A 25,794-nucleotide genomic window follows, 5' to 3' on the forward strand; every position below is an offset into this window, starting at 1 on the left:
GGTCTCGCGGATCGTTCCGCCTCATCCCGCGTTGAGTGGCACGCAAAGGGAGGAACGGCAATGGATGATGATCGGACCGAGAAGATCAGGCAGCGTGCCTATGAGCTCTGGCAGCGCGAGGGCAGTTTGCATGGCGACCATGAGCGGCACTGGCGCCAGGCCGAGATGGAGATCGATCGCGAGGCGGCGCTGCCGCTCACGGCAGGCGATGCGCTGCCTGGAACGCGCGAGATCGACAGCGCGGATGTGCTGACGGTCGAGGCGCTTGCGATACGCACCGGCATATCGGCCCAAGAAGCGCAGGAGTTGCTCGACAGGCTGGGCAGCGACCGCGCCGCGATCGAGCAGGCGGCGCGGAGCATCCGGGCACGGAAAGGGCTGTAGGTCAGGAACCACGACGCGTGCGACGGTTGCCGGCATTCGACGTCGGCGGAACCCTCGTTGCCATCGACAGTTCCTCCTGTCTAACCACAGGAGACCTGTCATGGATCACACCAACCACGTAAGGCTGACAAACGCCGAACTGACTCCCAGCATTCTCGAAGGCGCAACCATCTACGGCCCGGACGACGAAAAGATCGGTTCGGTCGACCACATGCATGGCAGCCAGGTCGTCATCGATGTCGGCGGCTTCCTCGGCATCGGTGCAAAGCCGGTCGCCGTCAGCGCCAACCAATTGGATTTCATGCGCGACGAGGACGGCGACGTCCACGCCGTGACCAGATGGACGAAGGACCAGCTGAAGTCGATGCCCGAGCATCACGACTGAGCACGGGAGGGTCCGACGAGAGCCGGGCCTCCATTCAGCAGGTCGCGCTCGGCGGCCTGCACGTGGCCCCCGCGCTCAACGAGACGACGGCGGTGGAGAAGCCGGCGACGCCGCTCCGCCGCGGCTCCCCCTCAAAAACTGGTAGATTGCCGTGAGCCGCACTGTCTGGTTGGATATTTCGAGCTTGTTGCCGGGGCTAACGAAGGAGGCCATCAGCCCTTCATTGAATTGCTGTAGACCTGCACGCCGACGCGCTCGTTGCGGCGCCAGCGCACCACGGCCCGATAGACGGCGTCGTCATCGGGAACAATGAGCGTGAAACGGTCGGGCAATTCCACCTGCGGCCCGACGCGCAGTTCGGCGCCATGCTCGTGCTGGTTACGGACGGAGCACTTGATGCTGGCGTCGCCGGTGACGATCGTGGCCTCCTTCAGCACGAATTCTCGTGAATGAAGACGGCGCTCTAAGTGGGGAAAGGTGGCCATGATGCACTGGTCCCGAAACTTGCCCGGCGGGCTCAAACTCCCTCGCCCGACGCACCACCCTAGCGCAGACGTGTTTCCGTTCCGTTAGCGTTTTCTAATCACTGCCCACTCGCCGATCCCGTTTCCGCACAGGCGGCGCCGGACCGAACGAGGTTGCCGCAAGACGCTAATGCCGCTTGAAATACTGCACCTCGCGCTCGTGCTTTTCGGCAGCCTCGCGCGACTTGAAGGTGCCGAGATTCCGGCGTTTGCCGGTCCTCGGATCCACCTTGCGCGAATAGAGCCGGTAGTCGCCGGACTTCAGCTTGCGGATCATGGGACACCTCCTCTGCTCGTAAGTCTAATCCACTCGACCTGTCCAGGGTTCCAGCAGCGAACGTGATCCATTTCACGGAAGCGCCGCGCCGAATGTCGGAATCGACGCGGTAGCGACACGATTGGGTCGGATTATTTGTACTCAAACGACTTCCGCGGCGTTAGTCTTTGCGTCCGCGAGCATGCCGGACTGGAGGAGGGTGAGATGGCGACGGCCAAGCTTCACGGCGTTGAACTCGTCAAGGGCCAGAGGTGGACGGTGCGCGTCACCGCCTACGGCACAACGATGACCTTCCCTTTCGAAGCCGAGCAATATGCGCGCTCCTATGCCGATGGTCAGGCCTTCCGCCTTGGCGTCGAGGTGGTCGAGTTGAAGGACTGCGCCTGATCGGCTGCCGGCGTAGCGATCGCCGCCATGGGTTCGCCGCGCGACAAATCTATCGCCAAGCTCCGATAGCGGCGGACCTTATGCAGAAACTGGCAAGAAGTCGGTGTCGTGCCGCATCACTTTGTCGACCCGTTCGCAAACCACGAGCCTCGATCTACTTCATGAAGCATCTGGCGCTCTAGGTTTGCGGCAACCAGGCGACCTTCTCGCCATCCTCCTTGATGAATTCGCGCACGGGGTTGTCGAGCAGCGGCAGCACCGCCTCCGACGGCCGGCAGAGCCTCGTGCCTTTGGGCGTCTCCACGATCGGCCGGTTGATGAGGATGGGATGGGCGAGCATGAAACCGATCAGCTCGTCGTCGCTCCATTTCGGATCGGCGAGGCCAAGCTCCGCGTAGGGCGTGCCTTTCTCCCGCAACAGGTCGCGCGGGGTGATGCCCATCGCCGCGATCAATTCGAGTAGCCGTTCGCGGCTCGGCGGCGCCTTCAGGTATTCGATCACCATCGGCTCCTCACCGCTGGCGCGGATCATGGAAAGCGTGTTGCGCGAGGTGCCGCAAGCGGGGTTGTGGTAGATGGTGACCGTCATGGCTCGGCTTTCAGTGGCTCGGATTGCTCGATGGATTCGGGCCGCAGCAGCCATCCCATCAGCGCCAGCGCGATAAAGGCGCCGAGCAGTTCGGCGACGATGAAACCGGGGAGATCGGCCGGCCTGATGCCGGAAAAGCTGTCGGTGAGCGCACGCGCCACGGCGACGGCCGGATTGGCGAAGGACGTAGAGGCGGTGAACCAGTAGGCGGCGGTGATGAAGAGGCCTACCAGCCATGGCACAGCCCGTCGCTCGAAGCGCAGGCCGGCGAGAATTACAGCGACCAGGCCGAATGTCGCGACAATCTCCGAAAACCATTGCGCCGGTCCGGCGCGCAGCTTGGTCGCGATTTCCAAGGGCGGCAGGGCGAACATGAGGTGCGCGGCGATCGTGCCGGCGATGCCGCCGGCGAACTGCGCGGCGAGATAGGCAGGCAGATCGCGCGCCGGCAGCGACCGGTTCAAACAGAAGACGAGCGAGACGGCCGGATTGAAATGCGCCCCCGAGATCGGTCCGAGGATGGTGATCAACACCACCAGCATGGCGCCGGTCGCGAGCGTGTTGGCGAGCAGCGCCAGCGCGGTGTCATGCGTCAGCGTCTCCGCCATGATGCCGGAACCGACCACCGTTGCCACCAGCAGGCCGGCGCCCAGGGCTTCAGCAACGGCACGTCGCGGCAGATCGTAAGAGATCATTGCCGGGGTCCCTCGCCCGGCCGGCAGCACGGGGCGGCGAGCGCCGGCGCGCAGATTTCCGGCCGGCCCGAGCAGCAATCCTCCATCAGGAAGCGGATCAGAGCGGAAAGCGCATCGTATTGCGCGTTGTAGACGATCGAGCGTGCGTCGCGGCGCGTGCCGACCAGGCCGGCGCGCTCCAGTTCCTTGAGATGGAAGCTGACATTGGACGGAGAGACCTCGACCTGTTCGGCAAGCGAACCGGCGGCGATGCCGTCCGGCCCGGCAACCACCAGCAACCGAAGCAGTTTCAGCCGCGTTTCCTGCGACAGCGCACCAAAGGCCATCAGGGCTTGACGCTCATCCACGTTTCAACAATCCTTGAAATATTGAAACGAGGCATAGCCGTCATGCTCACTCCTGACAACCAAAAAATCGTCGCTGCTCCTCCATTGGATCCGTCTGACCTGAGTATCGGCGATCTGCTCCACGCGGTGGCTGATTGCCGAGACAAGCCGCTGGTGTTTCGTTATGACGCGGCCGGCCGGTGAAATTCCACCTCAACTAGGATAGTGGGTCGGTTTGAATCACGGGTTAGCCCAAACTCCCCCGTCCATCACCCTCTATTGAACAAATGTGAATGATCGCCAGCTTCCTTCAAACCCTTGATTGTGATGATTATCCGGCCGCTGGAGCACGCCCAACAATGTCGCTCTTGGCAAGGAAAAGGGCTCGCACCCAATCGCTGCGAGCCCTTCTCTTTTTAGGTTGTGCGCTTTTTGTAAGGGCCGCGCACTGTTGGCTTCTCGGCTTCGACAAGCTCAACGATGTTCGCGCTTCTCCCAAAGCTTGTCGGTGATGCCCGTCTCCGCCTATTTCCGGACGGGGCCTAGGCGAAAGCGCCTATTCTGATCGGGATGGACTTTCAAACTGACCCACTACCCAAATTAGCGATCTCTTGTATTTCTTGAAAATGAGGATCATGCTTGGCCCAATGCGTGGCAACCTGATGCGCAGCCGGGTGGATAAAAGGGTAAGGCGCCATGGAATTCGCAGTCTGCTATGACCACAGCGTGATCGATCTGGCTTGGTCGATCTTCCTCGGCATCACGACGGTTTTCATGTTCTTGGCGCCATTGGCCGTTGCGCGGCTGATAGCGATCTCGCGCGGCGCACCTGTCGGACGGCTTCAGCCGGCCTGACAGCCGAGAGACCTCTCCTAGCCGACGATTTTTAGGCCAGGCACTTCACCGAGCAGCGCCGAGCAGTCGATCTCGTCCCGGAAAAGCGCGTCGGGATCGAACACCAGCCACGATGTATGCGTACGAAGATCCCTCAGTCTAGCGTTCTTTTCGGCGCGCGCCTGGCGCTCCGCCTCGGCAATCGAGGCCAAGCCTGGCATCTCGGCCTTGTGAAGGTGAGAACTCCTCGACATAGCGAGACAAAACGCGGTCGCCCTATTTTGCGTTCCAGCCCATCCGCCTGAAAACAAGTGCCGTGATCATACCCGCGAGCACGACCAAAAGCCGGATGGCCAAGGCCACCCCAAGCCGCCGCACGTTTCATTCGCGCCGCCATCGCTACGAGCGGCCCGGCTCGAATCAGCGCAGACCCAGAAAACTCAAAATGGCGATCACGATGACGATAGCACCTACGATCCAGATGATGTTGTTCATGGTCCTCTCCACATGTCGGCGGTCAGGAAACGCGCCTGCCAAGGGGGCATAGGCCGAAGTTTCTTTCGGAAGCCCTCGCAAAGACCTCAACACTTAGAAACTGCTAATGTTCCGCCCGCATCTGTGCCGAGGGCCGGACTAGGCGTTCTTGGCACCTGCAAGCGGTTTCTGCAGCCTCGACGGCCGCGCTGTTAACCGCTCGCCTGAAGGCGGGACCAAGGTCGGTGTCGCAATTGCCGCGGCTGGCCTATACTCTTTGTCCGTGGTGGGGTGAATCGCGCGTATGGTCAGGGAGACCTTGAAGCGATCTGTGCAAATCTGGAGCGGGCTGTCGCTGGCCTGGCAGTTTGTGATTGCCGGCGGCATCGGGCTTTTGGCGGTGATGCTCGTGGTTGGCCTTTGGGTGACGTCGCAAATCCGCGAAGGCGTGATGCACAACTCCGCCACCACGACGGCGCTCTATGTCGACAGCGTGATCGCGCCGCTGCTGCCGGACCTGCGCAAGAGCCGCGAGCTCGACGACACGGTCAAACGGGCGCTGGACGAGACGCTCGGCCAGGGCGCGCTCGGCAAGAGGCTAGTGTCATTCAAGCTGTGGCGGCGCGACGGCACGGTGCTTTACGCCGATAACTCGAAGCTGATCGGCAAGACGTTTCCGCCCAACCCCAATCTGATCTCGGCCTTTGCCGGCAATGTCGTGGCGGAATTCAACAACCTCGCCGACGATCCTGAGACCAGCGAAGAGAAAGCGGTGACCGCGCCGTTGTTCGAGATCTACAACCCCGTGCGCGAACCCTGGTCGGGCGAAGTGGTGGCGGTGTCGGAATTCTACGAAGTCGCCGACGATTTCCAGGAGACGCTGAACTCAGCGCTCAGATGGACCTGGCTGGTGGTGGCCGGCGCCACCGCCGCCTCGCTGGCGCTGCTGTCGGGCATCGTGTTTCGCGGCAGCCGCACCATCCAGACGCAGCGTGCCGCGCTGGAAGCCAAGGTCACCGAGTTGCAGGAGGCGCTGGCGCAGAACTCGTCGCTACGCCAACGCGTGCAGCGCGCCTCGCGGCGAGCCACTGCCATCAACGAACGCTACCTGAGGCGCATCGGCGCCGACCTGCATGACGGCCCGGCGCAGCTGGTGGCGCTTGCCGCGCTCAGAATGGACAGTCCGGTGCTGGTCGACCCCGCCACGCCGAAACCGCAGCGCGAAGCGGAAATCGCCGGCATCCATAAGACGCTCGGCGAAGCGATGCGCGAGATACGTGGCATCTGCAACGGCCTGGTGCTGCCGCAGATCGAGACGCAGGCAGTGGCCGACATATTGCGGCTGGCGGTCGCCGAGCATGAGCGCCGCACCGACACCAAAGTGCTGCTGACGCTGCCGGAGCGCTTGCCGGAACTCGGCACCTCAGAGAAGATCAGCATCTATCGTTTCGTGCAGGAAGGACTGAACAACGCCTTCCGGCACGGCAAGGGCAAGGGCCAGCAGGTGAGAGCCACGATGAAGGGCGGCAAGCTTTTGGTCGAGGTGCAGGATACCGGTCCGGGCTTCAATCCTGCGCGAAGCGAAGGCCTCGGGCTTGCCGGCCTAAGGGAGCGTATCGAAAGCATTGGCGGGCAGTTCGAGACGCTTTCGGGGCCGGGGGGAACGAGACTGGTAATCACATTGTCTGTCGAGGAGCAGCCGTGACCGCACCCATCCGCATCGCTATTGTCGACGACCATCCGCTGTTTCGTGAGGGCGTGGCGCGCAGCCTCGGCGAGATCGGCGGCTTCGAGCTTGTGGGCGAAGGCGCCAGCGCCGAGGACGCCGAAAAGCTGGTCCGCGCCAGCGCGCCCGACGTGCTGCTGCTCGACATCAGCATGCCGGGCGGCGGCCTCAACGCGCTGGCCAGCATCCTTTCGGCGACGCCCGAGCAGAAGATCGTCATGCTCACCGTGTCCGAGACCAATGCCGACGTCGCCCAGGCGCTGAAGGCGGGCGCGCGCGGCTATGTGCTGAAAGGCGTCGGCTCCAAGTCGCTGGCCGAGATCTTGCGCGACGTCGCCAACGGCCAGAGCTACGTTTCACCGACGCTTTCGGCCCGGCTGCTGTCGGACCTCTTGCAGCCCACCAGCCGCAAGCCCGACCCGCTCAGCCAGCTCACCGGCCGCGAGGCCGAGATCCTGCGGCTGGTGGCGGAGGGCCTGAGCAACAAGGAGGTCGCGATGCGGCTGTCGCTGCAGGAAAAGACGGTCAAGCACCACATGACCCGAGTGCTCGCCAAGCTCAACGTGCGCAATCGGACGGAGGCGGCGCTGCTGATGCATGAAGCGCGAGAGAGGAATTAGTGAATAGTGGAAAGTACAGTGAATGGTGAAGCGTCGGCGCGTTCCCATTCGGTGAAGTGCGTTTCGTTGATTACTATTCCCTATTCCCTATCCACCATTCACCGTCACTTCAAAAGCAAATCACCCCCGCCTCTGAAGGCGGGGGTGACATGCGAAGGCGCGGGAAAAGGGGGTAGCTTCTCTCGGCCCTCACAAGCCTAGCAGACGGGCCAGATCCTTCTCGGTCGCCCGGCGCTCGACGATGGTGCGGCCTTGCGCATCGCTCATCTCGAAGCGTCCGTTCTCGATCTCTTCCTTCATGCCGTTGCGGTGGATGATGGTGATCCTGTTGCCGTCGATCTCGACTATGTCGCCCGTCGCCGCATTGACACGGCTGGCGGCCTTGCCGCCGGGGCTGGTGTTGCCTTTGCCGCTGTTGTTGCCAGGACCGGCATTGGCATTGCCGCCACCGGCATTGCTGTTGCCGGAATTGCCGCCAGCGTTTCCGCCGCCGCTGTTGCCCCCGCCGCCGTTGCCGCCGCCATTGCCGTTGCCGCCGCCATTGCCGTTGTCGGCATAAGCGGTGGCCACCAGGAGCTTGGCGAGGCTATTGGACGTGAAATGACCAGGCGCGGCAAAAAGCGCCAGCGCGGCCGCGGCGCGCAGCGTAAGGCGGACAAACCTTTTTGAGGCGGGTTCGCGCATGCCGTCCTTGGTTCATGCCGGTTCCGCCTCGGCCCTGCCGAAGTTCCGCTCTCAGCCCGCCAAGGCGGAACCGGTGTCTTGACCAGACAAGATTCACGCTTTGGTAAGGTTACGGAAGCGGCCCACGACCCATGCCATGTCCGGTCGGACCTTTTTGCAGTCACTTGGGGACCATTGTCGCACCAGCCGGGAACACAACTGGAGGCTGCGACTGCCGTCGCGTTAACCAAAATCGCTTGGAAAGCGGTTAGCAATTCATTATGACTGTCGCACGCGAGAACGGCGCGGACACTCAACGAACCGCGGCATGCTACGGCGCATGCGCCCTCCTGGGCGGAAAAGCGCCGTAACCTTTGGTTTGCGCATGAATTGTTCCCGGACTGCGGGGGGCATGCGCCAAGAGCCCGCCTGATCCGGCAGCCGTCTCAAGGGCCCCCAAAAAGTACCCCCGCCAAAAGGCGGGGGCAAGGTGAGCAGCGGGAGTTCTGTCGTAAGACGATCAGGACCGAAGAGACGAAGCAAAAGGTGGCAACCTGATTTTGCAGCGCTGGCTTTTGGCCCCTTAAGATCTAATCCAGATAGAACCTCGCTCTCACAAACTCTTCAGGCGATCGAGATCGGCCACTGTGGCCTTGCGCTCGACGATGGTGCGACCAAACTTGTCCTCCATCCTGAAACGGCCGTTCTCGATCCTCTCCTTCATTCCGTTCCGGTGCGTGACCTGGATGCTATTGGCACCGACCTCGACCTTGTCGCCGGTCGCAGCATTCACATGATCATCGACATCGGCGGCGGCGGCAGTGCTCGTTGCGCCCTTGCCTTTGCCGCTATTTCCGTTGCCGTTGTTGCCGCCCGAGTTGCTGTTTCCGTTGTTGCCGCCCGAGTTGCCGTTGCCGTTACCGTTGTTGCCGCCGCCGTTGCCGTTACCGTTTCCGCCGCCGCTGTTCCCACCGCCATTGCCGCCTTTGCCGGCATAGGCCTTGGCCACGACGGGACCGTCGAAGGAGAGATGAAAAGGCGCGACAACAAGCGCCAGCGCAACAAGCGCCCGCAAGACATGCCTGCAGCCCATGCGCGATACGCGCATCCCAATCTCCCCTTGCCAGCCATCCGACCCTTCGGCCGAACTACCCCACCGGCAATGTCGCAACATCAGCATCCCCAATCAACCCGTCGTGGGGAAGTGGCCCACGACCCTTGTCTTGCTTTTTCAGACCTTTTTCGCAATGAAATCGGACCTAAGTCCTATCTCAACCAACAGATGTAGTTGGACGCGGCTGCGCACGGCTTTTTTCAGGCGTGAATGAGCGCGTTTCGCTGAAACGAATTCGAGCGACGCGCTTCGAGTCTTTTGTTCTCATGCTCTCCCAAAACCGGCGCGCCCTCAGGCGACATGCATTGATCCTCAACAGGGTGACGGAACCGGCGCTCTCGCCGCTACGGCCGCGCCGAACGCGGCGGCAATCACGGCGCCAATACCGGCGCATTGCAAACGCTCAAGCTTTCATGCAGGAAGAGAAACCCGGTCAGCGCGGCGCCTGCGGGTTCTAGGCAGACGATCATGCCATAGACTTTCGCCGGCATTCTGGCGAGCACCATCATCTCCAGCCAGAAGGGCAGCGCGCTGGAGAACAGCCCGACGACGCCCGCGGCCGCCATGACATGGGGGTCGGTGAGATAAGGTTCGGCTGCGGTGAAGCCAAAAGGCAGCGCGACCAGCGCGGCGATCGCCATGCCATAGGCCGAGGTGCGGGCGCCAAGCTCGGCGCCGGCCTTCTGCGCGAAGATGATATAGAGACCCCAGCAGGCGCCGGCGGCAAGCGCAAGCAGCACGCCGATCGGATCGAGCCCGCGGCTGATATCGGCGAACGGCGAGAGCAGCACGATGCCGGCGACGGCAAGCACCACCCAGACGAGGTCGAGAAGGCGCCTCGAGCCGAGTGTGGCGACAAAAAGCGGGCCGGTGAACTCGAGCGCCACGCAGATGCCCAGCGGAATGCGCTCGAGCGCGGCATAGAAGAGCAGGTTCATCACCGAAACGGTGACGCCATAAGCGGCGAGCCAAGGCAATCCCTTTCGCGTCGGCAGCACTTTCCATGGCCTGAGCACTGCCGCCAGCATCAACGCGCCGATGACGAGCCTCAGCATCGTTGTGCCCTCGGCCCCAAGGACCGGAAACAGGCCCTTGGCGAAGGCGGCGCCAACCTGCACCGAAAGGATGGCGCTGAGCAGGCCAAGCACGGGCAAGGCCCCCAGCGGCGCCTGCGGTTTTGCGATCGGCGTCGACGTCACTTCTCCATCCCCCGCGCCCAGTCCGAGGTGGAGATAGAGACTGGCGGTTCCCTTGTCTTGAGGCAACGGGGCCGGATGGTTGGACAAGACCTCTAAGGTCTCGCGACTGGTTTGCTGCACCGCACAAGACTTTGAAAGTCAAAACAGTTTTCACAACGCCGCTTAGCAATCTTCAGCTAAGTGAGGCGTTACTGTAAATACAGGCCGAAACACGCGCTCCAGTTGCAGCGAAAAGCCCCAACATCCTTGGCGATAAATACTACCGAAGTCGGACCAAACGCCCCTGCGTATATAGGACCATAGGCCAAATCGCCCGCGGACAACTTTGTTCTGCAACCTTCCCGATCACAGCTTTATTTCAAACCCGTAAGCATTGTGTGTTGCGCCGCAACATAAGCCGAGACAGATGTTAACCAACATGGGCAGTGGAGGATGCCGCTACGTTGAGCCGAATGGGCATTCCGCTGATAGCCAAGGACGGCACTCTCGCCCCGGACGGAGATTCGTCGACAGGCCGAGCCGGCGTGCTTTGCAGGTCCAGCGCAGGATCTTACGGCGGAGCCGGGGGACCCCGCCAATGACAGGTCAGCGCGACATCCAGCTTGATGCAGTGCGAGCTGTAGCCGTCACGCTGGTGCTTTACGCGCATTTCCTTGCGCCGAACGGCACCTCCTTCCTCGGCCATCTCGGCGTGCGGCTGTTCTTCGTGCTCTCCGGCTTCCTGATCACCCGGCTTTTGCTGGACGCGCGTGACAGCAACGCATTCGCTTCCGGGCCAGCGCTGCGCGCCTTCTACGCCAGGCGCATAATCCGGATTTTTCCGCCTTATTTCGCGGTGCTGGCCCTGGTCTGGGTCACCAATCTGGAAGAGTCCAGCTCGTCGCTTGCCTGGCATGCGCTTTATCTCTCGAACTTCTGGTATGCGCTGCGCAACGACTGGAACCCCTGGCTCCTCTGCCATTTCTGGAGCCTCAGCATCGAGGAGCAGTTCTATCTCGCCTGGCCGCTGATCGTGCTGCTGGCGCCGCGCCGGCGTATCGAGGCGATCACGATCGGCGTCATCCTCTTCTCGTTCGCGTACCGCTTCTACTGGCCGCTCACCGCCAACCCGGCGCTCGCCCGGGACCTGTTGCCGCCGGCCTCTATGGACGCGCTCGGCTGCGGCGCCCTGCTTGCCGTTCGCCGCGCCAGGGGCGCCGATGTGCCGCGCTGGATGCGGCTCGGCTGGCCGGCTTTCGCGGTCGTTTTCCTGCTCGTCGTCTGGTCCGATCCGGGACCGGCGAACTCGGCATGGGAGTGGGGGCACTGGGCGCTGGTGCAGGTGCTGCCGCTGGTGCCGCTGGTGGCGATCGTCGCCGCCTGCTCCAACGGCCTCGGCGGCAGGCTCGGCAAGCTGGCCGAACTGCCACCGCTGCTTTTCCTCGGCCGCATCAGCTACGGCGTCTATCTCTACCACCCGATCCTTCTCGCCTACGCCGTCAAGGCGCAGCCCTGGATCCCGCTCAACGTCTCGGAGCAAGGGCCTGGCCGCTTCCTTGTCGCAGGCGCCGCCACGCTGCTTGTCGCCTCACTCTCCTGGGCGCTGTTCGAAAAGCCGCTCAACAGTCTCAAGCGCTATTTCCCCTATGTCGCGCGGTCGCGCGCGGGCATGGCGGGCGAGACAAGCTGGATAGGCCCGCCGGCCAGCGTGTCCGCGCTCGACCTGCAGCGAACCGAGGCGAGGCGATGATGGCGAGCGCCACTCCTCTCATCTCCGTGCTGCTGCCGGTCTACAATGCCGAGCCCTATGTCGGCGCTGCAATCCAATCGATCCTGCGGCAGGATTACAGCCGGCTCGAGATCATCGCCATCGACGACGGTTCGACCGACCGGTCGCTGGAGATCCTCGACCGCTTCCGCAAGGCGGACAGCCGCGTATCCATTGTTTCGCGCGAGAACCGCGGTCTCGTCGCCACCCTCAATGAGGGGTTGGCGAGCGCGCAAGGCGAATTGGTCGCGCGTATGGACGCCGACGACTTCGCCTATCCCTGGCGGCTGTCGCGCCAGGCGGCGCTGTTTGCAACGCGCCCCGAGCTCGGCTTCTGCGGCTCGATCGTCGACATGCTGGTGCGTGGCCGTATCGCGTCCGGCAGGTTCGACCCGGTGTTCCGCCTCGACCTCGCCGTGCTCGCGAAGTTCTTCACGATCTTCATGCACCCGACCGTGGTCTACAACCGCCGGGTGATCGGCGAGGCCGACCTTCATTACGACGCCGCCTACCGGCATGCCGAGGATTTCGACCTCTTCCGCCGGCTCGCCGACCGTTATCCGGCGGCCCTGATGGAGGAGAGGCTGCTGGTCTACCGCGTGCATTCCGGCAGCGTGACCAGCCGGCATGTGGAGGAGATGCGGCGCACGCATCTCAGGATCGTCGGCGAAAACCTCGAGCGCGAGGGTCTGATGGACGATACTAAGGACCTGCGCGCCATCGGCGATCAAGTTTCCTTCGCGACGGTGGCCGGGGCAGCAGCCCTCATCCGCGCGCTGGAAGAGCGGATTGCCGCGCTACCCGCGGCGGTGCGCCCGAGCTTCGAGGCCGGTGCGCTCAACCTCTTCTATTTCCTCTACCAGCTCGTCAACGACGAGGAGCAACCCGCGCTCACGCATGAGCTTTTGACGCTTGCGGCGAAATGGAACGCGATCCGCCGCCGCGAGCAATATGCGTTGCGCCCCGGGGCCTGGGCACCGTGGCTCAGCCAGGCTTCGATGTGGGCCGGCAAGCAGGCCGACAGGCTCGCCTACCGCTTCAAATCCACGCCGGCGGCATCGGTGCTGGCGCCTTACAGGATGGAGGCGGCATGAGCAGCTTTGGCCGCGTCCACTCGCCGGCGCTGGAGATCGGCGAAAGCCGGCGCGAAAGCCAATCTCCCCTGACAAGCGGGGAGGTCAGCAGCTTCAGCGCGGAGCCCTCTCCATGAACGACGCGCGCCATCCCCTGCCGAGGCACCCGGCCCTGCCCGCGCCTCCCTGGCCCAGGCAGCGGCCGCAGGTCTCCTTCATCGTCTGCACGCGTGACCGCGCGGCGGTGCTTGAAGCCTGCATCGATTCGATCCGTGCCGCCTGTCTTGCGCATCCCGCCTTCGCCGCCGAACTGGTGGTGGTCGACAACGGCTCGCGCGACGGCACGGCGGAATATCTTTCCCGGATCGCCGCGAGCTCCGACATTCCACTTACGGCGATCTCAGAGCCGCGGCCCGGGCTGGCGGCGGCGCGCAATGCGGGGCTGGCGCGGGCGCGCGGGCACGTGCTGGTCTTCAACGACGACGACTGCAGGCTCGACCGCAACTACCTCGCCGACCTCCAACGGCATTATGCAAGCGGTGAGAAATGGCTGATCCGCGGCGGCCGCGTCGAACTCGGCGATGCGCGCGACCTGCCCTTCACCATCAAGCGCTGCGACGAGCGCCAGCGGCTGACGCCCGCCGTGCATCCGGGCGGCTTCGTGCTCGGCTGCAACATGACCATGCATCGCGACGTCGCCGCTCGCATCGGCCCCTTCGACGAACGCTTCGGCGCCGGCGGGCCGCTGCGCTCGGCGGAAGACACCGACTACCTGGTGCGCGCCATGCTCGCCGGCATGGCGGTGGAATATGTGCCCGACATGACGATCTTCCATCACCACGGCCGGCGTGGCCGCAAGGCGATCGATCGGCTGCACCGCGACTATCATTTCGGCAATGGCGCGCTGTGTCTCAAGCATTTCCGCCGCGCGCCATGGCTGCTTCGCCATTTCTATTGGGCGGCGCGTGCCGCCACGCGCGAGCTGATCGGCGGCCCGCGCTTCGACCAGGATCTCAGGCTCTCGCACTGGCCGATCGTTTTGATGAACCTCGCGGGCGCGGCGAAATTGATGACGCTCGTGCTGGCGGGGCGGCCCGATCGGCAGCCGCCGCGCGCTGAGGAAGCCGCCGAGGTCAGGACGGAGGCCGGCGCGCCATGAGCGGGCACCCGACACTGGCGATGCTGCGGCGGGCGCTCGGCCGCCGTCAGCTCGGCCTGCTGCCCGCTGTCGTCGCGCTCGGGCTTGCGAGTGCTGCGCTCGAAGGCTTCGGCATCGGGCTGATCATCCCACTGCTCGGCATCATCATGGGACATGGCGAGGCGACCGGCATGGCCGGCCTTTCCGCCCTGCTGCAGAAGGTCGGCGCCGGGCTCGGCGAGCGCGAGCGGCTGATCGCGATTTCGGCCGCGATCCTCGGCTCGATCCTGCTCAAGAACCTGCTTGCCTTCGCCAATGCGGTGCTGACCGCGCATATCTACGGCAAGGCCGGCCAGTCGATCCGCGGCGCGCTCGCCGAACGCCTGCTCAGCGTCGGCTATCCGTTCTTCCTGAAGGAGAGCCCAGGGCGGCTGCTCAACATCATCTCCAACGAATCCTGGCGTGCGTCGGATGCCATGCAGGGGGTGCTCGGCGCGATCGTCAGCGCCTCGGCGGCGGTTATCCTGCTTGCCTTCCTGCTGCTCTTATCCTGGCAGATGACGCTGCTGGTGATGCTCGGGCTGGCGCTGGTGCAAGCGGCACATATGGCGCTGTCGGCGCATCTCAAGGCGCCGAGCCGCAGCGTCGCGGCGCGCAACAGCGCTTTAGCCTCGCAGATGCTGCACCTGGTGCATGCCGGCCGTCTCATCCGCATCTTCGGCCAGGAGGCGCGCGAGAAGGCGGCGTTCGAGAAGGCATCGGACAGCGTGCGGCGGGCGGCCTTCACGCTTTCCAACCGCCAGGGCGCGCTGGCGCCGCTCACCGAAGTGCTGCACGCTGTGCTTTTCCTGGCGGTGGTGATCGGCGCCTGGCTTGCCGGCTTGAGCTTCCCGTTGGTCGCCGCCTTCCTCATCCTGCTTTACCGCCTGCAGCCGCATGTGCGCGCGCTGCAGATGACCTGGAGCCAGCTGCAGGGGCTTTCCGGCTCGCTGGAGGAGGTGACCTGGCTGCTCGACCCCGAGGGCAAGCCCGCGCCGCCCACGGGCAGCCGTCCGTTCGCGGGACTCGGCGGAAAGATCGCCTTCGAGGGCGTCAGCTTCAGCTATGCCAATGAGGAGCAGCGCGCGGCGGTGCTGCATGCGGCGAGCTTCGACATCGTGAGCGGCCGTTCGACGGCGCTGATCGGCCGCTCCGGCGCCGGCAAGACGACCATCGTCAACCTGCTCTGCCGCTTCGTCGAGCCCGATGGCGGCCGCATCCTCGTCGACGGCGCGCCGCTCGGCGAGATCGACCCGGCCCAATGGCGGGCGCATATCGCTCTGGCCAGCCAGGACCTGGAGCTGGTCGACGGCACCATCCTCGACAACATCACCTACGGCAAGGACACGGCCAGCGCGGAAGAGGCGCGCCGGGCGGCGATGCTCGCCGAGGCGCATGGCTTCATCGAGACGCTGCCGCAGGCCTACCAGACGGTGGTCGGCTATCGCGGCGTCAACCTGTCGGCCGGGCAAAGGCAGCGCATCGCACTGGCGCGAGCGCTGCTGCGCGACCCCGACATTTTGATCCTCGACGAAGCCACAAATGCGGTGGACGGGCTCTCGGAAGCGGCAATCGTGGAAACGCTGAAATCGCGCGCCGGCCGCCGCACCACGATCGTCATCAGCCATCACCACTCGACCATCGCGTTCTGCGACGACCTGGTGATCCTGGAGCATGGGCGGGTGAAGAAGCAGGCGCCGTTCGCGGAACTGGCGGCGCGCAGCATGGATGAGCTGTACCAGCCGGAGTGAGGGGGCAGAGGCGCTGAACATCGCGGTCTATCGCCTTCGTCATCCTAGGGCGGAGCAAGGAGCGCAGCGACGCGCGCAGACCCTAGGACCCATGCCGGAACGTTAGAGCGACGCCGCGGCGCAGAATTCTGATCGGCCGCGTTCTTCGGCCGACCTCGCGGCATGGATCCTCGGGTCAAGCCCGAGGATGACGAAGAGTTAGCGGCGCCGGAGAGGCCAAGACTGATAGGCCGGTGCAAAAGCGCCGGGGTTCTACCTCCATGCTTGGGGAGGTCGGACCGAAGGTCCGCATGGGGTCGGCACCGACCCCGCCCCGATCCGCTTCTCGGATCGACCCTCCCCACGAGGGGGAGGGTAAGGAGTCACCCGGCCATCGCGAGCGGCGCGGCGCTCTTGTTGGGGATCTGGATGTCGATCTCCAGCGTCGACATCGTCGCGCCGCGATCCATCGAGACCTGGAGATAGTCCTGGTCGATCTGCACATGCTTGGCAATGACGGCCATGATCTCCTCGCGCAGGATGGAGACGAGGTCTGGCTGGCCACGGCTCTGGCGTTCATAGGCGAGCAGCAGCTGCAGCCGCTCGCGCGCCACAGGCGCACTGGTGCGCCGCTTGAAGAGGTCGAGAATGCTCATGCCGCCCTCCTTCCGAGAAGCCGTTCGAGGAAACCCTTGCGCTCGAAGGGGACGACCACCGGCAGGTCCTCGCCTTCCAGGCGCCGCGCCGCCTCGAGGTAGGCCTTGGCGGCGGTGTTGATCGGCTCGCTGAGCGTCACCGGCGCGCCGAGGTTGGAGGCCCTGAGCACATCCTGGCTTTCCGGGATGATGCCGAGCAGCGGCGTCGAAAGGATCTCCAGCACGTCGTCGATCGACAGCATCTCGCCGCGCGAGGCGCGCGTCGCGTCATAGCGCGTGACCAGCACGTGCTTCTGGATCAGCTCGCCCTGCTCGGCCTTCATGGTGCGGGCGTCGAGCAGGCCGATGATGCGGTCGGAGTCGCGCACCGAGCTCACTTCCGGGTTGGTGACGATGACCGCCTCGTCGGCGAAGCGCATGGCAAGCTGGGCGCCGCGCTCGATGCCGGCCGGGCTGTCGCAGAAGACATAGTCGAACACCGAGCGCAGCCGGGCGATGACTTCGGCAACGCCCTCCTCGGTCAGCGCGTCCTTGTCGCGCGTCTGCGAGGCCGGCAGCAGATAGAGCGTCTCCAGCCGCTTGTCGCGGATCAGCGCCTGCGACAGTTTTGCGGTGCCCTGGATAACGTTGACGAGGTCGAACACCACGCGGCGCTCGGCACCCATGATGAGGTCGAGATTGCGCAGGCCGACGTCGAAATCGACCAGCGCAACCTTCTTGCCGGTCTTGGCCACGGCAGCGCCGAGCGCGGCCGTCGAGGTTGTCTTGCCGACGCCCCCCTTGCCCGAGGTGACCACGACTACCTTGCCCATATATCCAGCCTCCGTTGGCGATTTTTATTCTCTGGCCGTGCCGGGCACGGCGGACTCATGAAGGACAATGGCACGCGAAACCGGTCCGAAGCTTGCGCGGCCAAAGACTCAGCCGAGCGGCACCACGCACAGCGCATCGTTTTCGAGGAAGGCCTGCACCGCCTTGCCGCGCGAAACACCTTCCATCTCCTCGGCCGTGGTGTACCAGCCGTCGACGGCGAGCAGCTCGGCCTCGTTCTTGCGGCAGAAGATGCGCGCCGATGTGTTGCCTTCCGAGCCGGCGATCGCCCGACCGCGCAGCGTGCCGTAGACATGGATCGAACCGCCGGCGACGATTTCCGAGCCGGACGCGACGGAGCCCAGCACGATGACGTCGCCATGCGGATGAAAGACCGACTGCCCGGAGCGGATCGGCGCCTTGATCATCAGGGTGCCGGCGGAAGGCTCGTGCCGCGCCGGTGCAGCACCCTGCCCCGACCCGGCCGGTTCCGACTTGGCTGCTTCGGCGGCTCGCGCGTTCTGCGCATCGAGCTTCGCCAGCTCATCCTGCGGTGCCCTCATTTGCCCCGGCTGCACGTCCTCGACCGTAGCCGTCTCGACCGTGATCTCTTCCGCCTTCGCCTTGCGCGCGGCCCTGCCCAGCAACCCCTCGGCGGTCGCCTCCTTGGCGCCGGCGAGCAGCGGCGGCAAATCGGGGCCGAGCTCGGCGCCCTCGAGCTCGATCGCGTAGACGCGGATGCCGCGCCGGGCCAGCGTGCCGACAAGCGCTGCGATCTCCTCCGGCCCCGGCTTCAAAGTGTTGAGATCCAGCACTACCGGGCGGCCATTGAAATAGCCCGGCGAGTTGCCGATCCAGTGATCGAGCCCCTCCAGCCACTCGTCGATCGGCGCCTCCGGCGTCAGCGTGAAAGCGACGAAGGAGCGGGCGCGGAAGCGGATGGATTTGTTGTGCAAAGGGGCGGCGAAGGTCACGGCCAGACGAATCCTTACTCAATGGTTAAAGCGTGCCGGGCGAATGGTTAACAAAAGGTTAATTTTGCGGGTGGCGGCCGCTGAGGAACTGGCGCGGCTAAGTTTTGTGGCGGGGTGGTCACAGTACCCGCCGCAGCGTCTATCCAGCACACAATTCGACACATGGCGTGAGCCGGCAGGGAACGCTCAGCGGGGCTAGCGGGCCAATAATCGGCTGGGCATTTCGGTTCTTGTCGGCGAGGGATAAAGATCTGTATCTCGGCGCTTTCATCGGCGCCGGGCGGAAGCCCGCTATAGGAGTCGGGCGGCAAGCGCAATTAGTCGCCCGGAAGCTTTTCAGGACAACGGCCTTCGATAATATTATTTCGCCTCGCCTTGTCGCCGCTGCGGTTAAGCGCTATGTTTTTTCAAATCGAACTTGTTGAACGAATGTTGTTTCTGCGCCTCGGCGCCCTGACGATCTTCCCTCTCAATTTCGAAGACTGCGACGTTTGGCACGCAGCCAGGCGGCGATGATTTGCGTCGATTTGAAAGGAAAATCGTATGACTACTGGAACCGTGAAGTTTTTCAACGCCACGAAAGGCTTCGGCTTCATCGAGCAGGGCAATGGGCAGCCGGACGTGTTCGTCCATATCTCCGCCGTCGAGCGCGCCGGAATGCGCTCGCTAGCGGAGGGCCAGAAGGTGAGCTTCGACATCGTGAAGAACCAGCGGAACGGCAAAAGCTCGGCGGAGAATATCCAGGCGGGCTGATGCCGTGCATCCATGGCCTTTGACCGCGGATGTACCGGCATTGGCCTTGGAGCACTTTGATCTTGCGGATGTCTTCGTCCCGAAACCGGCTCCCGATTTCGGGCAACATGTTTTGGGGTTTTACGCATGTCTTCCCCTAACCGGTTTCCGATTTCGGGAGATATGCTTTGGAAGGTCGGGCTTGCCCGGCCTTCTTCGTTTCAAATTGCGAGGTAGACCATGGCCGAAACCAGTGTGTTCAAGCCGAAGGGCGACGCCAAGAGCGAAGCCACCACGAAGACGGCGCGCACGATAATCGAGGGCGAAGCGGCAGCGCGGCAGGCAAAGACGGAACGGCTCCGCGCGGCCAGGCTCGCCCGCGGGCCGGTTGAAGCGGAGCCAAAGAAGAAGCCGGCAAGGCGAAAATAGCGACAGAGGTCTCTGGGGAAGTCCCACTTCTCCCGACGCGATTCGGCTCGAGTTCCCGCGGCTGGGGATCGCCGATCCAATGCCCTCCAGCTGAACTATCCCAAACGCCGGATGGCCGGGCCGTTGAGGACAGTTCCGTCCGGCGCGAACTGCGAGCCGTGGCAGGGGCAATCCCAGCATTGCTCGGTCGAATTCCAGTGCACGATGCAGCCGAGATGCGTGCAACTGGCCGAATGCCGGTGCAGCTTGCCGTCGCGATCGCGGCACACGGCGAACTTGCTCAAGCCGTCCTGAAGTATGCCGCCTTCGCCGGGCTCGAGGGCGTCGGCCGACTTAACCTCACCGGGCAGCAAATAGCCGGCAAGGTTCTTCACCGTCGTAAGGTTCTCATTGACGTAGTGCGCGAGCGCGGCGGGCGGCGTCCGGTCGGGGGCGTAGACGGCTTCCCAGGAGTTCGATCCGTCCACGATCAGATCGCGGATCAGCAGTCCGGCCAAGGCGCCATGCGTCATGCCCTGGCCGGAGTCGCCGGTGGCGATGAAGACGTTGCCGTTGCCGGGGCTTCGGCCAATGAAGCCGCAAAAGTCGATCGTTTCGAGGACCTGGCCGGACCATCGCGCTCGTTCTCCGCCAAGATCGGGCACCAATGCCCTGATCCAGGCTTCGAGCGCGACAAAGCGCGCCGCGCCGTCATCCGCTTCGCCCGATTTGTGATCGCGGCCGCCGGCGATGAGACAGTCCGTCTTGCCGGGACCGGGATTGAGGCGGACATAGTAATAGGGATCATCCATGTCCCAGTAGAGCGCATCCGGGAGGGTTCCCCTGGCGATGTCGAAAGCCATCGCATAGGTGCGGTAAGGCGCCATCTTGCTGTGGATCTTGACCCAGGTGTTGATCGGGGAATTGGTGGCAAACACCGCGTTCGAAGCCGTGACGGTGGAGCCGCCGTCGCATTTCAGGCGAACCTTGTCCCCCTCCTCGATTTCGATGACGGCGCTGTCGGCGAATGCCTTGCCGCCTCGTTTCTCGAAATCGGCCAGCAGCGCGCGCAAATATTTCAGCGGGTGGAAGGTCGCCTGGTCTGGATAGCGCAGGATGGGCGCCGATTCATGGCCCTTGAGCGGCACACCCTTGCCATGCTCAGCCTCGGCGCCGATCTTTGCCGCAGCCGCATACTCCTTGTTGCATTCTCTGGCGGCCTCCTTCTCGTCCATCCATGCGGCCGGGAACAGGAAGCCGTCCAGCCGGCGGAAATCGCAGTCGATCTCCAGCGTGGCGACATGGCGTTCGATGCGGTCGACGGCGGCCTGCTGGCTTTCCTGGAATCCCCGCGCCAGAGCCTCGCCGCGCATGTCGATCAGCGCGCTCAAGCCGTCGTCGCAGATGGGTGCCAGATGGGCGGTCGTGCGCGATGTCATGCCGCCGAGCAAGGGACCGCGATCCACGAGCACTACCTTGCGTCCCGCCAATGCCAGTTCGTAGGCGATGGAAACGCCGGCGATGCCGGCGCCGATGACGGCTACGTCACAATGCTCATCCTGCTCGAGGCGAGGCGCGTTGGGCAAGCTGGTGTCGAGTGTCCAAAAAGATCTGGTCGCTTCGCTGCTGACGTTCATTGCCTGCCTCGTCGAAACGAAATCGGATGCCCGCGCCGAATGCTGCTCGGCCCGGGTTGCAGATCATCGTGACCGGCTCCACCCTAACGGCTAGGTGCTCTTGAGCGTTCCGTTCATCCCGTTCGGGTAAAAGCCGCCTTTGCTCACACCCGACTGATCGGTCAGATAGACGATGCGCAGCACCTCCTGCGGCGTCCTTGTGAAGGCAATCGCATCCGGCGTCGAAGGAACGACGTTGGCCTTGCCATCGACCTGAATGCCCTGGTCTTTGTCCTCGTTCCCATCGATCTTGTCGCGTGCGTCGGAAACCGCATTCGCCGCCTTCCAGGCCTTCTCGCCCATGCGATAGAGCGATGATCGCGCCATTCCCATGTGATAGGCCTCGACCGCGAGAATTCCAGCCGCGGCAGCGAGGAATTCCTTGTTCTTCAGGACAGTTGCCGCACCGGCGTAGGCGGTCACACCGACATCCTCGAACAGCATGCCGCCGAGCACGAAATTCATCTGGTTGCCAAACGCATCGAAATCGTCGCCGAGGCCGGCCGCCTTGGCGACCGCGGCAAAGCCGGCATCGAAATCGATCGCCGGCCGGTCCACCGCATTCGAAGCAAGCGTCTTGCGATAGAACCTGACATGGGCAAGCTCGTTTTCCGCGACCTCGCGCATGAATTCACCGAGCGCGGGCGTATCGAAGGCAACCTTTTTGCCGCCGACGACATCGCCGGGTTTGGAACCGATGTCCGAGTCCTCGATGCCTTTTCCCGTGGTGCCGCGGAGGTAATATTCAGCCTCCATATATTCCAGGTTGAGCGCGAAGCGGAAAATGTCTTCGTCTTTTATGTCGTCCTGCGCGGCAGCAGACGAAGTCGCAGCAATGCCGGCCGCTGAAGCAAGGGTCGCTCCAAGACCGATTTGCAGTGCCCGGCGGCGACAAACATGAAGTGAAGGCGTGACAGCGGTCATAGCTTCCTCCCGAAGCCCGCCTGTCAACCGGTTTGGCCTCAATGAGCGGGCCAGCCGCCAAACTTCGCAGAAGGCAGAATGTTCCTGAAAAGAAGCCGATATGGCTTTGCCTGGGGGAGCCTGATGCGGCCGCGATACGGCTCGCGTGGCGCCGGTGCGGTTTTGCGCAGTCGAAGGCTCGAGCCCTGTCGCCCGGGTCGGCGCCGGGCTTGCAGGCAGGGCGGCGACGGGTGCCTCACTTTCACCTCGGCGCCATGAACGAGGCCCGGGAGAGATGGCCTGCCGCGCTCGGCTTCCCGCTCCAGCCTGACGAGAGCTCAAGCCGCCAGTTGCACCCTCACCGGCTGCGGCGATCATGACGCCGGCGAGCAGGCCGTAGGCGGCTTGCCAGGCCTAGCGGACCTGAGGTGTGAAGGCCGCCTACAGTCCGCCACTGCGTCCGCAACAATAACGGATTCGGCCAATGTTGAGTTACAAAAGAGTGCCTCGCGCCAGATTCAGCGGCCCAGCGTCACTTCGCAGGAACGTGGGCCTGCCCTACTCGCACTGCCGGCGCGGGCCGCCGTCATAGGGCTGGTAGGTGTTGTCCTGCGGATCGTAGGAGCGATAGCGGCTGAAGCAGGAGTCGATATGATCGCCCGACATTTGCGGGCCCAGCAGCCGATCCCTGGAAGGCTGGTCCTCCGGCAAAATCTCTTCCGGCGGGCCGCCATAGGTCGTCGCGTAGCCGTCCCGTGTCGTGGCGTAGCCTTCCATCTCGGCCTGGTCGTCAGTCACCTCGCCTTGATTGTTCATCCAGGGCTGATCGGATTGGTGCCCGTCGGTCGAGGCTGTGCGATCGCCGCCCGGATCGAAATAGGGCGAGATGCAGGGGCGGATCTCCCCGCTGTAGGAGCGGTAGCTGTTTTCTTGCGGGCGGTAGCTGCGATAGCGGTTGGCGCACCATTCGAGATGCGCGGCGGGCAATTGTGCCTGCTGGGCCGGCGCCTGCTCCGAAGGCTGTTCAGCCGCATTGGCCTGGCCCGTCTGTGAAGCATTGGGCGGAGAGACCTCGGGCAAGGGCTGCAACTGCCGCGGCGCGGCGGCTTGCGGCGTTGGGAGAGCTGCGGTCTGCGTGGCCGTATCCGCCGCCCTGGCCCCCTCGTCCGCCTTAGCGGACGCGCCGGCGGCCTGCTGGGCCGGGATGCGCTCGAGATCCTGCTTCGCCGGATCGACGGGCCTGGCGTCCTTGGTCCAGAGCTCGGAAACGCCGATCGCCGGCGTTGCCTGGCGCACCGGCTTGGCGGCCAGCAGCCAGGTGGCAAAGGCGAGCCCTGAGGCAAACACGGCCAGGGTCAGCACGAAGCCGCCGACGATTCCCAACAATGCCTTCACGCTGCTCTCCTTCGAGCCCCCGCTTATAGAATGCGGGGGCGGGATGGGAGTTCCTCTGCCGCCTGACGAAATGAGGAACTAGGCGACCACCTCGCGATACTTCCTCACCTTCCCGTCCTGCCCGCGAATCCGCCATGTCTCGCTGTCCCGGCCCTCGATGTGGCTGGGGCCGAGCGGCACCTTGCCGCCGCCATCGGGCAGATCGATGACATAGGTCGGGTTGCAGATGCCGGAGAGGCGCTGGCGCAGTTCCGCGGCCAGCGCCTGGCCCTCGGCAATCGTGGTGCGGCGGTGCGCCATGCCCGGCGCCAGATCACCATGGTGAAGATAGTAAGGTTTTACGCCCAGCCGATAGATCAGCTCGCGGCAGAGCTCTTCCAGCACCTCGACCTTGTCGTTGACGCCCTTCAAGAGAACGCTCTGGTTGAGCAGAACAAAACCCGCCTGCCGCATCGTCCGGCAGGCCGTTTCGGTGTCCAGCGTGATCTCGCGCGGGTGGTTGAAGTGAGTGACCACCGTCACCATCAGTCTTCCCTGTAGGGATGCCGTCAGGCCGGGCGTGATGCGCGTCGGCAGCGCCACCGGCACGCGGGTGTGGATGCGCAGGAGCCGCACATGCGGGATCGCCTCGATGCGGGCGCGGATTTCGGCGAGCGCCCTGTCGGGCAGCGACAGCGGATCGCCGCCGGTCAGGATCACCTCGCGGATCTCGCTATGTTGGGCGATGTAAGCGAGGGCCGGCTCCAGCGCCTCGCGCGTATAGCCGCGGCCGATCGAAGTCAGCGACTCCTTGCGAAAACAGAAGCGGCAATAGACCGCGCATTGATAGGTCGGGAACAAGAGCACGCGGTCGGCATGGCGATGCGTCAGCCTGGGCACCGGGCTGAAGGCGTGGTCGCCGATCGGATCGCCGAGCTCGCCCTCGGCAGTGATCAACTCGTCCGGCGACGGGATCACCTGCGCGCGGATCGGATCGTTCGGATCGTTCCAGTCGATCAGGTCGAGATAGACTTTCGGCACGCGCACCTTGTGGGCGGCCGCGGCTTGCTGCGCGGCGGCGCGCTCGGCCGGCGAGAGCGGCAGGGCTGCGAGGTCGCGCACATGGCGCACGCCGGCACGCACGTCGTCCTGCCAGGCGGCGTCGGGGCGGCGCGCGGCTTCCTTGAGATCGGTATCTGAGGTCATTGGGGTCTCGGTACGAACTTGCGCGGGATATCGGCCGGATGGATGGCCGGGTCAATCGTTTTGGTTGCCGCAGAGCGGTGGAGCGGCGCGCGAGACCGGCTGGGCCTGATGCCCGGCTTGTCTCGCGGCTTTGAGCGCGACGAAATTGGCGCTAATTTGGCGCAGGCTCGGGGGACACGAATGGATTTCAGCGCAGGCCATGGCTACCTTCTCATCGGTGGGCTCATCCTGGTCGGCGCCGGGCTGCTGATCATTTCGCTGATCGTCAATCTGCGCGTGGCGCACAGCGTGCGCGACGAACTGCGCCATCGCGAAAAGCTGCTGGAATATTATCGCAACATCTTTTCGCAGCTGGGCGTGATCCTGATCGGCATCGGCGTTTCGCTGTTCATCTTCTTCTTCCAGCAGAACTATCAGGACCAGCGCAAGCGCGAGACCGAGCTGCAGCAGGTTCTCGCCAAACTGGCGGCGCGCGTTGCCCGCGGCGCCCCGGTCATCGAAACGCTGGGCGAGTTCGACGAGGTACTGGATGAGGGCGGCGCCTATGTCGGCCCCGAACACGGGGGAAGCAACGCCGCGATCACCGCCAGGGGAACGGAGCTCGCCAAGCAAGTCGAAAAGATCCTGCTGGTGGAACGCGATGTCGATGTTCGAGACTTCGAAATCCTGAACCTGTCGCGCGACCTCGAAGCCACCTTTGTCGTCAACGAGATCGATCCGACGCTGTGGTTCAACATCGTGCGCGACGAGAACGAGATCAAATACGCGACGACGCAGCTAGCCCTCGACTACAAGGACCTGCATGAGGCGATCGGCGACGAGGCGGTCGAGGCCGCGGTCGCCAAGCCCGACAAGGAACCGAAGATCAAGCATGAGGTGCTCGACATCCTCTATGACGCCGACCTGCTGCGTCAGCGCAGCAGGCGGTTTCTCGCCCGCGCCTGCTGGCTGTTCAGCAAGGGCAAGAGTTTCGTCGCTCTTGCACCGGCCGATGCGATCGAGACCGACACCAACTCGCAGCAGGAATGGATCGACCGCGCGAAACCGGTGCTGACGCAGACGAAGTCGGGCAGCGGCGACTGCTTCAAGCTGCTCCGCTACGGGCAGGCATCCTGAGCCCGCGGGTCTTTG

30 protein-coding genes are annotated in these 25,794 nt (G+C 64.1%); 14 read left to right on the forward strand and 16 right to left on the reverse strand.

Annotated elements, in window-relative coordinates:
- The first annotated feature begins 60 nt into the window (after positions 1-60).
- Together CK215_RS20820 and CK215_RS20825 are read left to right on the forward strand one after the other, a co-directional pair.
- Positions 61-384, forward strand: coding sequence for a DUF2934 domain-containing protein (locus CK215_RS20820; RefSeq protein WP_066992944.1), 324 nt, complete (start codon positions 61-63; stop codon positions 382-384).
- 100 nt (positions 385-484) lie between these two features.
- A complete protein-coding gene (locus CK215_RS20825) occupies positions 485-769 on the forward strand; it encodes a photosystem reaction center subunit H (protein ID WP_095778953.1) in 285 nt (94 codons plus the stop codon).
- Between the two features lie 212 nt (positions 770-981).
- Here the strand turns inward: CK215_RS20825 and CK215_RS20830 are convergent, their stop codons facing one another.
- Positions 982-1,254: a PilZ domain-containing protein gene (locus CK215_RS20830; RefSeq protein ID WP_095783349.1), complete on the reverse strand. Its 273-nt coding sequence runs from the start codon at positions 1,252-1,254 to the stop codon at positions 982-984.
- A gap of 166 nt (positions 1,255-1,420) precedes the next feature.
- Positions 1,421-1,570 carry a hypothetical protein gene (locus CK215_RS20835; protein ID WP_095778956.1) on the reverse strand — a complete coding sequence of 50 codons (150 nt, stop codon included), beginning with the start codon at positions 1,568-1,570 and terminating at the stop codon, positions 1,421-1,423.
- 204 nt (positions 1,571-1,774) lie between these two features.
- Between CK215_RS20835 and CK215_RS20840 the strand changes: the two genes are divergently transcribed.
- Positions 1,775-1,957, forward strand: coding sequence for a hypothetical protein (locus CK215_RS20840; protein ID WP_066992937.1), 183 nt, complete (start codon positions 1,775-1,777; stop codon positions 1,955-1,957).
- 178 nt (positions 1,958-2,135) lie between these two features.
- Here the strand turns inward: CK215_RS20840 and arsC are convergent, their stop codons facing one another.
- Genes arsC through CK215_RS20855 form a run of 3 tightly spaced genes read right to left on the reverse strand, consistent with a single transcriptional unit; the run spans position 2,136 to position 3,588 of the window.
- Positions 2,136-2,546, reverse strand: coding sequence for an arsenate reductase (glutaredoxin) (gene arsC / locus CK215_RS20845; RefSeq protein WP_067321933.1), 411 nt, complete (start codon positions 2,544-2,546; stop codon positions 2,136-2,138).
- On the reverse strand, positions 2,543-3,241 hold the full coding sequence (locus CK215_RS20850; protein ID WP_095832009.1) for an MIP/aquaporin family protein: 699 nt from the start codon (positions 3,239-3,241) through the stop codon (positions 2,543-2,545). The genes arsC and CK215_RS20850 overlap by 4 nt, the downstream gene beginning before the upstream one ends.
- Positions 3,238-3,588, reverse strand: a complete 351-nt coding sequence (locus CK215_RS20855; RefSeq protein WP_095832010.1) for a metalloregulator ArsR/SmtB family transcription factor — start codon at positions 3,586-3,588, stop codon at positions 3,238-3,240. The genes CK215_RS20850 and CK215_RS20855 overlap by 4 nt, the downstream gene beginning before the upstream one ends.
- Here CK215_RS20855 and CK215_RS30840 point away from each other — a divergent pair.
- On the forward strand, positions 3,574-3,771 hold the full coding sequence (locus tag CK215_RS30840; protein WP_141245505.1) for a hypothetical protein: 198 nt from the start codon (positions 3,574-3,576) through the stop codon (positions 3,769-3,771). The two genes, CK215_RS20855 and CK215_RS30840, sit on opposite strands and share 15 nt — an antisense overlap.
- 492 nt (positions 3,772-4,263) lie before the next feature.
- A complete protein-coding gene (locus CK215_RS31370) occupies positions 4,264-4,422 on the forward strand; it encodes a hypothetical protein (RefSeq protein WP_164747355.1) in 159 nt (52 codons plus the stop codon).
- Between the two features lie 17 nt (positions 4,423-4,439).
- Here CK215_RS31370 and CK215_RS20860 read toward each other — a convergent pair whose 3' ends face one another.
- The gene (locus tag CK215_RS20860; protein WP_095832011.1) at positions 4,440-4,622 is read right to left on the reverse strand and encodes a hypothetical protein; all 183 of its coding nucleotides are present in this window, start codon (positions 4,620-4,622) and stop codon (positions 4,440-4,442) included.
- Between the two features lie 557 nt (positions 4,623-5,179).
- On the opposite strand from CK215_RS20860, the gene CK215_RS20865 reads away from it, so the two are divergent.
- Entirely contained in the window at positions 5,180-6,580 is a 1,401-nt protein-coding gene (locus tag CK215_RS20865) for a sensor histidine kinase (protein WP_095832012.1), read from the forward strand.
- Positions 6,577-7,221 (forward strand): response regulator transcription factor, encoded by a 645-nt coding sequence (locus CK215_RS20870; RefSeq protein ID WP_095832013.1) that lies wholly within the window; start codon positions 6,577-6,579, stop codon positions 7,219-7,221. Before CK215_RS20865 ends, CK215_RS20870 begins: the two co-directional genes overlap by 4 nt.
- A gap of 189 nt (positions 7,222-7,410) precedes the next feature.
- Here the strand turns inward: CK215_RS20870 and CK215_RS30845 are convergent, their stop codons facing one another.
- The 3 genes from CK215_RS30845 to CK215_RS20885 form a co-directional block, all read right to left on the reverse strand.
- Entirely contained in the window at positions 7,411-7,905 is a 495-nt protein-coding gene (locus tag CK215_RS30845; RefSeq protein ID WP_141245506.1) for a hypothetical protein, read from the reverse strand.
- A gap of 592 nt (positions 7,906-8,497) precedes the next feature.
- Positions 8,498-8,992 carry a hypothetical protein gene (locus CK215_RS31375; protein WP_170950345.1) on the reverse strand — a complete coding sequence of 165 codons (495 nt, stop codon included), beginning with the start codon at positions 8,990-8,992 and terminating at the stop codon, positions 8,498-8,500.
- 377 nt (positions 8,993-9,369) lie between these two features.
- Positions 9,370-10,197 carry a DMT family transporter gene (locus CK215_RS20885; protein ID WP_245418750.1) on the reverse strand — a complete coding sequence of 276 codons (828 nt, stop codon included), beginning with the start codon at positions 10,195-10,197 and terminating at the stop codon, positions 9,370-9,372.
- A 577-nt stretch (positions 10,198-10,774) separates the two neighbouring features.
- Here CK215_RS20885 and CK215_RS20890 point away from each other — a divergent pair.
- The 4 genes from CK215_RS20890 to CK215_RS20905 all read left to right on the forward strand — a co-directional run bounded on the left by CK215_RS20890 (position 10,775) and on the right by CK215_RS20905 (position 15,945).
- Positions 10,775-11,926, forward strand: a complete 1,152-nt coding sequence (locus CK215_RS20890) for an acyltransferase (RefSeq protein WP_095828739.1) — start codon at positions 10,775-10,777, stop codon at positions 11,924-11,926.
- Positions 11,923-13,038: a glycosyltransferase family A protein gene (locus tag CK215_RS20895; protein ID WP_245418751.1), complete on the forward strand. Its 1,116-nt coding sequence runs from the start codon at positions 11,923-11,925 to the stop codon at positions 13,036-13,038. Before CK215_RS20890 ends, CK215_RS20895 begins: the two co-directional genes overlap by 4 nt.
- 112 nt (positions 13,039-13,150) lie before the next feature.
- A complete protein-coding gene (locus CK215_RS20900; RefSeq protein ID WP_095832015.1) occupies positions 13,151-14,176 on the forward strand; it encodes a glycosyltransferase in 1,026 nt (341 codons plus the stop codon).
- Positions 14,173-15,945, forward strand: coding sequence for an ABC transporter ATP-binding protein (locus CK215_RS20905; RefSeq protein ID WP_245418752.1), 1,773 nt, complete (start codon positions 14,173-14,175; stop codon positions 15,943-15,945). Before CK215_RS20900 ends, CK215_RS20905 begins: the two co-directional genes overlap by 4 nt.
- 362 nt (positions 15,946-16,307) lie before the next feature.
- Here CK215_RS20905 and minE read toward each other — a convergent pair whose 3' ends face one another.
- From minE to minC, 3 genes are all read right to left on the reverse strand, one after another.
- The gene (gene minE, locus CK215_RS20910) at positions 16,308-16,580 is read right to left on the reverse strand and encodes a cell division topological specificity factor MinE (RefSeq protein ID WP_042638296.1); all 273 of its coding nucleotides are present in this window, start codon (positions 16,578-16,580) and stop codon (positions 16,308-16,310) included.
- Positions 16,577-17,392 (reverse strand): septum site-determining protein MinD, encoded by an 816-nt coding sequence (gene minD, locus CK215_RS20915; RefSeq protein ID WP_067321964.1) that lies wholly within the window; start codon positions 17,390-17,392, stop codon positions 16,577-16,579. The genes minE and minD overlap by 4 nt, the downstream gene beginning before the upstream one ends.
- Positions 17,393-17,500: 108 nt before the next feature.
- On the reverse strand, positions 17,501-18,364 hold the full coding sequence (gene minC, locus CK215_RS20920; RefSeq protein ID WP_095778967.1) for a septum site-determining protein MinC: 864 nt from the start codon (positions 18,362-18,364) through the stop codon (positions 17,501-17,503).
- A gap of 543 nt (positions 18,365-18,907) precedes the next feature.
- Between minC and CK215_RS20925 the strand changes: the two genes are divergently transcribed.
- Together CK215_RS20925 and CK215_RS20930 are read left to right on the forward strand one after the other, a co-directional pair.
- Positions 18,908-19,117, forward strand: a complete 210-nt coding sequence (locus CK215_RS20925; protein WP_066992896.1) for a cold-shock protein — start codon at positions 18,908-18,910, stop codon at positions 19,115-19,117.
- A 219-nt stretch (positions 19,118-19,336) separates the two neighbouring features.
- Complete coding sequence (locus CK215_RS20930) at positions 19,337-19,525, forward strand: hypothetical protein (protein ID WP_066992893.1); 189 nt, start codon at positions 19,337-19,339, stop codon at positions 19,523-19,525.
- A 95-nt stretch (positions 19,526-19,620) separates the two neighbouring features.
- Here the strand turns inward: CK215_RS20930 and CK215_RS20935 are convergent, their stop codons facing one another.
- From CK215_RS20935 to CK215_RS20950, 4 genes are all read right to left on the reverse strand, one after another.
- Positions 19,621-21,141: an FAD-dependent oxidoreductase gene (locus CK215_RS20935; protein WP_095832017.1), complete on the reverse strand. Its 1,521-nt coding sequence runs from the start codon at positions 21,139-21,141 to the stop codon at positions 19,621-19,623.
- Positions 21,142-21,231: 90 nt separating this feature from the next.
- Positions 21,232-22,104: a ferritin-like domain-containing protein gene (locus tag CK215_RS20940; RefSeq protein WP_095778970.1), complete on the reverse strand. Its 873-nt coding sequence runs from the start codon at positions 22,102-22,104 to the stop codon at positions 21,232-21,234.
- A gap of 537 nt (positions 22,105-22,641) precedes the next feature.
- Positions 22,642-23,478, reverse strand: a complete 837-nt coding sequence (locus tag CK215_RS20945) for a BA14K family protein (protein ID WP_095778971.1) — start codon at positions 23,476-23,478, stop codon at positions 22,642-22,644.
- Positions 23,479-23,556: 78 nt separating this feature from the next.
- Entirely contained in the window at positions 23,557-24,663 is a 1,107-nt protein-coding gene (locus CK215_RS20950) for a KamA family radical SAM protein (protein WP_095832018.1), read from the reverse strand.
- 180 nt (positions 24,664-24,843) lie between these two features.
- On the opposite strand from CK215_RS20950, the gene CK215_RS20955 reads away from it, so the two are divergent.
- Positions 24,844-25,779 carry a hypothetical protein gene (locus CK215_RS20955; RefSeq protein ID WP_095832019.1) on the forward strand — a complete coding sequence of 312 codons (936 nt, stop codon included), beginning with the start codon at positions 24,844-24,846 and terminating at the stop codon, positions 25,777-25,779.
- Positions 25,780-25,794 lie beyond the last annotated feature (15 nt).

Origin of the sequence: Mesorhizobium sp. WSM3864 (genome assembly GCF_002294955.1) — a bacterium.
In the GTDB taxonomy this organism is placed as follows: domain Bacteria; phylum Pseudomonadota; class Alphaproteobacteria; order Rhizobiales; family Rhizobiaceae; genus Mesorhizobium.

Coding starts and splice junctions, on each gene's coding strand:
- CK215_RS20895 (WP_245418751.1), top strand. CDS start 11,923: ATGATGGCGAGCGCCACTCCTCTCATCTCCGTGCTGCTGCCGGTCTAC.
- CK215_RS20930 (WP_066992893.1), top strand. CDS start 19,337: ATGGCCGAAACCAGTGTGTTCAAGCCGAAGGGCGACGCCAAGAGCGAA.
- CK215_RS20900 (WP_095832015.1), top strand. CDS start 13,151: ATGAACGACGCGCGCCATCCCCTGCCGAGGCACCCGGCCCTGCCCGCG.
- CK215_RS30845 (WP_141245506.1), bottom strand. CDS start 7,905: ATGCGCGAACCCGCCTCAAAAAGGTTTGTCCGCCTTACGCTGCGCGCC.
- CK215_RS20840 (WP_066992937.1), top strand. CDS start 1,775: ATGGCGACGGCCAAGCTTCACGGCGTTGAACTCGTCAAGGGCCAGAGG.
- arsC (WP_067321933.1), bottom strand. CDS start 2,546: ATGACGGTCACCATCTACCACAACCCCGCTTGCGGCACCTCGCGCAAC.
- CK215_RS20925 (WP_066992896.1), top strand. CDS start 18,908: ATGACTACTGGAACCGTGAAGTTTTTCAACGCCACGAAAGGCTTCGGC.
- CK215_RS20950 (WP_095832018.1), bottom strand. CDS start 24,663: ATGACCTCAGATACCGATCTCAAGGAAGCCGCGCGCCGCCCCGACGCC.
- minE (WP_042638296.1), bottom strand. CDS start 16,580: ATGAGCATTCTCGACCTCTTCAAGCGGCGCACCAGTGCGCCTGTGGCG.
- CK215_RS20935 (WP_095832017.1), bottom strand. CDS start 21,141: ATGAACGTCAGCAGCGAAGCGACCAGATCTTTTTGGACACTCGACACC.
- CK215_RS20890 (WP_095828739.1), top strand. CDS start 10,775: ATGACAGGTCAGCGCGACATCCAGCTTGATGCAGTGCGAGCTGTAGCC.
- CK215_RS20940 (WP_095778970.1), bottom strand. CDS start 22,104: ATGACCGCTGTCACGCCTTCACTTCATGTTTGTCGCCGCCGGGCACTG.
- minD (WP_067321964.1), bottom strand. CDS start 17,392: ATGGGCAAGGTAGTCGTGGTCACCTCGGGCAAGGGGGGCGTCGGCAAG.
- CK215_RS20825 (WP_095778953.1), top strand. CDS start 485: ATGGATCACACCAACCACGTAAGGCTGACAAACGCCGAACTGACTCCC.
- CK215_RS31370 (WP_164747355.1), top strand. CDS start 4,264: ATGGAATTCGCAGTCTGCTATGACCACAGCGTGATCGATCTGGCTTGG.
- CK215_RS20860 (WP_095832011.1), bottom strand. CDS start 4,622: ATGCCAGGCTTGGCCTCGATTGCCGAGGCGGAGCGCCAGGCGCGCGCC.
- CK215_RS20905 (WP_245418752.1), top strand. CDS start 14,173: ATGAGCGGGCACCCGACACTGGCGATGCTGCGGCGGGCGCTCGGCCGC.
- CK215_RS20830 (WP_095783349.1), bottom strand. CDS start 1,254: ATGGCCACCTTTCCCCACTTAGAGCGCCGTCTTCATTCACGAGAATTC.
- CK215_RS20865 (WP_095832012.1), top strand. CDS start 5,180: ATGGTCAGGGAGACCTTGAAGCGATCTGTGCAAATCTGGAGCGGGCTG.
- CK215_RS20820 (WP_066992944.1), top strand. CDS start 61: ATGGATGATGATCGGACCGAGAAGATCAGGCAGCGTGCCTATGAGCTC.
- CK215_RS20850 (WP_095832009.1), bottom strand. CDS start 3,241: ATGATCTCTTACGATCTGCCGCGACGTGCCGTTGCTGAAGCCCTGGGC.
- CK215_RS31375 (WP_170950345.1), bottom strand. CDS start 8,992: ATGCGCGTATCGCGCATGGGCTGCAGGCATGTCTTGCGGGCGCTTGTT.
- CK215_RS20835 (WP_095778956.1), bottom strand. CDS start 1,570: ATGATCCGCAAGCTGAAGTCCGGCGACTACCGGCTCTATTCGCGCAAG.
- CK215_RS20955 (WP_095832019.1), top strand. CDS start 24,844: ATGGATTTCAGCGCAGGCCATGGCTACCTTCTCATCGGTGGGCTCATC.